The sequence below is a fragment of the Ruegeria sp. AB7 genome, from assembly GCF_056542625.1.
Map to the genome: position 1 here is coordinate 1 of NZ_JBQGAC010000020.1, position 4,017 is coordinate 4,017.

At 61.6% G+C, this 4,017-nt stretch carries 3 protein-coding genes; all 3 read left to right on the forward strand.

Annotated elements, in window-relative coordinates:
• The first annotated feature begins 1 nt into the window (after position 1).
• Positions 2–1,351: a glutamine synthetase family protein gene (locus ACR0EN_RS21170; RefSeq protein ID WP_480588569.1), complete on the forward strand. Its 1,350-nt coding sequence runs from the start codon at positions 2–4 to the stop codon at positions 1,349–1,351.
• A 128-nt stretch (positions 1,352–1,479) separates the two neighbouring features.
• Positions 1,480–2,862: an aldehyde dehydrogenase family protein gene (locus ACR0EN_RS21175; RefSeq protein ID WP_480588571.1), complete on the forward strand. Its 1,383-nt coding sequence runs from the start codon at positions 1,480–1,482 to the stop codon at positions 2,860–2,862.
• Positions 2,863–2,929: 67 nt separating this feature from the next.
• Positions 2,930–4,017, forward strand: a 1,088-nt coding sequence (locus ACR0EN_RS21180) for an iron-containing alcohol dehydrogenase (RefSeq protein WP_480588573.1), incomplete at its 3' end; no start/stop codon positions are given.

Below are 4,017 nucleotides of genomic sequence, written 5' to 3' on the forward strand. Positions count from 1 at the left end.
GCTGACATTTGAGCATTTGAAGGCTGAGGTTTCGTCTGGCGAGATTGATACGGTATTGGTTTGTCTGGTTGACATGCAGGGCCGTTTGATGGGGAAGCGGTTTCATGCGGGTCATTTTGTTGCGGGGGCGTGGGAAGAGACGCATTGCTGCAATTATCTGCTGGCGACGGATCTCGAGATGGGGACGCCGGATGGGTATGCGTCGACCAGTTGGGAGCGGGGCTATGGCGATTATGTTATGAAGCCGGATCTGAGCACGCTGCGCCCTGTACCGTGGCTGGAAGGCACGGCGATGGTGATGTGCGATGTGCTGGATCATCACACGCATGAAGAAGTGCCACACGCGCCGCGCTCGATCCTGAAGCGTCAGGTGAACCGGTTGAAGGCGATGGGTTATGACGCGATGTGCGCCACCGAGCTGGAGTTTTTCCTGTTCGAGAAAAGCTTTGATCAGATCCGCAAGGAAGGCTTTCGCGACCTTGAGCCGATCTCGGGGTACAACGAAGACTATCACATCCTTCAGACCACCAAGGAAGAGCATGTGATGCGCCCGATCCGCAACCATCTGTGGGATGCGGGGATACCGGTCGAGAACACGAAAGGTGAGGCCGAGACCGGGCAGGAAGAACTGAACATCAAATACGCGCCTGCAATGGACACGGCCGAGTATCACTCGATCGCCAAGAACGCGGTGAAAGAGATTGCCTGGCAGCATGGGCATGCCGCGACCTTCCTGCCGAAATGGCATCATGAGAAAGTGGGCAGTTCCAGCCACGTGCATCAGTCGCTCTGGTCCGAGGGGCGGCCGATCTTTTTCGACGAAAAAGATCCGCTCGGCATGTCGGATGTGATGAAAAGCTACATGGCGGGTCTTTTGAAATACGCCGCCGATTACACCTGTTTCATGGCGCCCTACATCAACAGCTACAAGCGGTTCATGAAGGGGACCTTTGCGCCGACGCGGATCATCTGGTCGGTGGACAACCGCACCGCCGGGTTCCGCCTGTGCGGTGACGGCACCAAGGCGGTGCGGGTGGAATGCCGTATCCCGGGCTCGGATATGAACCCCTATCTGGCGATGGCTGGGATGCTGGCGGCGGGGATCGCTGGGATCGAAGAAGGGCTGGAGTTGCAGCCGCCGACCACGGGCGACGTCTATCAGGGGGAGACGGGGATGATCCCGGGCAATCTGCGCGCGGCGCGGGATGCGCTGCATGGCTCGGCGATGTTGCGGGCTGCGATGGGAGATGACGTTGTCGATCACTATGCGCGCGCGGCCGAGGTTGAGATCGAAGAGTTTGAGCGCGTGGTGACCGATTGGGAAATTGCCCGCGGGTTCGAGCGGGCTTGAGAGGGTGAAAGCGAGGGGCCAGCCCCGTCGCCATTGGTGCTCGAACCAATGGCGCACCAATGGCGGCCCCCGAGATATTTATGGCCAGATGAAGCAGGGATCCTGCTCTCTTTAGAGATGGAGTGACTATGGGGCAGATGTTGCAATGTGTCTCGCCGATTGATGGGTCGGTTTTTGCCGAGCGCGAGGTGTTGTCGCGGGAGGCGGCGTTTGAGGTTGCGGGCCGGGCGCGGGCCGCACAGGCGGCTTGGGCGGCGCGGCCCTTGCGGGAACGCATTGATCTCGTGATGGCGGGTGTGGCTGCTGTCGGCGCGATGAATGAGGAAATCGTGCCCGAGTTGGCGCATATGATGGGTCGCCCGGTGCGCTATGGCGGTGAGTTTGGCGGCTTCAACGAGCGCGCAAGCCACATGGCCACGATTGCCGAAGAGGCGCTGGCCGATATTGCCGTGGGCGAAGATGAGACGTTCAAGCGCTATATCAGGCGCATCCCGCATGGGGTGGTGTTTGTGGTGGCGCCGTGGAACTACCCCTACATGACGGCGATCAACACGGTGGCCCCGGCGCTGATCGCGGGTAATACGGTGATCCTGAAACACGCCACGCAGACCCTGCTGGTGGGCGAGCGTATGGCGCAGGCCTTCCATGCAGCGGGTGTGCCGGAAGACGTGTTCCAGAATGTCTTTCTGAGCCATGACGTGACCAACGATCTGATCGCGGGCAATGCGTTCGACTTCGTGAACTTCACCGGCTCGGTCGGCGGCGGCCAGGCGATGGAGCGCGCGGCGGCGGGCACCTTTACCGGCGTCGGGACTGAGCTGGGCGGCAAGGATCCGGGTTATGTGATGGACGATGCCGATCTGGAGGCGGCGGTTGAGACGCTGATCGACGGGGCAATGTTCAACGCGGGCCAGTGCTGCTGCGGGATCGAGCGGATTTATGTGCATGAAAGCCTGTATGACGACTTCGTCGCCAGGGCGGTGGAGATCGTGAAGGGCTATAAGCTGGGCAATCCGCTGGACGCTGAAACCACCATTGGCCCGATGGCCAATGTGCGCTTTGCCGATGAGGTGCGGGCGCAGATTGCCGAGGCGGTCGAGGCTGGTGCGGTGGCCCATATCGACATCTTCCCCGAGGATGATGGCGGCGCATATCTGACGCCGCAGATCCTGACCAATGTCACCCATGACATGCGGGTGATGCGGGATGAAAGCTTTGGTCCGGTAGTGGGCATTATGAAAGTGTCCACGGATGACGAGGCCATCCGGCTGATGAATGACAGCGCGTTTGGCCTGACGGCGAGCCTCTGGACCAGCGATCTGGACCGTGCTGCGCGGGTGGGCGACCAGATTGAGACGGGCACCGTCTTCATGAACCGCGCCGATTATCTGGATCCCGGCCTGTGCTGGACCGGCTGCAAGAATACCGGGCGCGGCGGCGGTCTGTCGGTCATTGGCTATCACAACCTGACACGTCCCAAATCCTATCACCTGAAAAAGGTCACGGGCTAAGGACGCCGGCCTGCCTCGGAATGACCCCCTCGCCGGGGCAGGCCTTTTGACACGAAGGAAAGCAAACATGTCACTTGTTGGAAACTGGTCTTATCCAACCGCAATCAAATTCGGGGCCGGGCGGATCAATGAATTGCCCGAAGCCTGTGCTGCGGCCGGCATGAAGAAGCCGCTGCTGGTCACCGACAAGGGGCTGGCCGACCTGCCGATCACCACCGCGACGCTGGATATCATGGAGACCGCCGGTCTGGGCCGGGGTCTGTTCGCGGATGTGGACCCGAACCCCAATGAACAGAACCTCGAGGCCGGTGTTGCGGCCTATAACGCGGGCGGCCATGACGGGGTGATCGCTTTTGGCGGCGGCTCGGGGCTGGATCTGGGCAAGATGGTCGCCTTCATGTGTGGTCAGACGCGCCCGGTCTGGGACTTTGAGGACATCGGCGATTGGTGGACCCGAGCGGATGCCGATGCCATCGCGCCGATCATCGCCGTCCCCACAACCGCCGGGACCGGGTCCGAAGTGGGGCGCGCCAGCGTCATCACCAATTCTGAAACCCACGCCAAGAAGATCATCTTCCATCCCAAGGTGCTGCCCACGGTCGTGATCTGCGACCCCGAGCTGACGGTTGGGATGCCAAAGTTCATCACCGCAGGCACCGGTCTGGATGCGTTCGCGCATTGTGTCGAGGCGTTCAGCAGCCCGCATTACCACCCGATGTCTCAGGGCATCGCGCTGGAAGGAATGCGGCTGGTCAAGGACTATCTGCCACGTGCCTATGCGGACGGCACCGACATCGAAGCCCGCGCCCAGATGATGAGCGCGGCGGCGATGGGGGCCACCGCCTTCCAGAAAGGCCTGGGCGCCATCCACGCCATGAGCCACCCCGTCGGCGCGGTGTTCAACACCCACCACGGCACCACCAACGCGGTCTGCATGCCCGCCGTACTCGAGTTCAACGCGCCAGTCATCGCCGACCGCTTCCAGCAAGCCGCCGCCTATCTGGGCATCGACGGCGGCTTCGACGGCTTCCGCAGCTTCGTGCAAGAGTTCAACGACAGCCTCGCCATCCCCCGCAATCTCTCCGACCTCGGCGTCACCAAAGCCGCCATCCCCGAACTGGTCCAAGGCGCAATCATCGACCCCTCATGCGGAGG

Coding starts and splice junctions, on each gene's coding strand:
- ACR0EN_RS21175 (WP_480588571.1), top strand. CDS start 1,480: ATGGGGCAGATGTTGCAATGTGTCTCGCCGATTGATGGGTCGGTTTTT.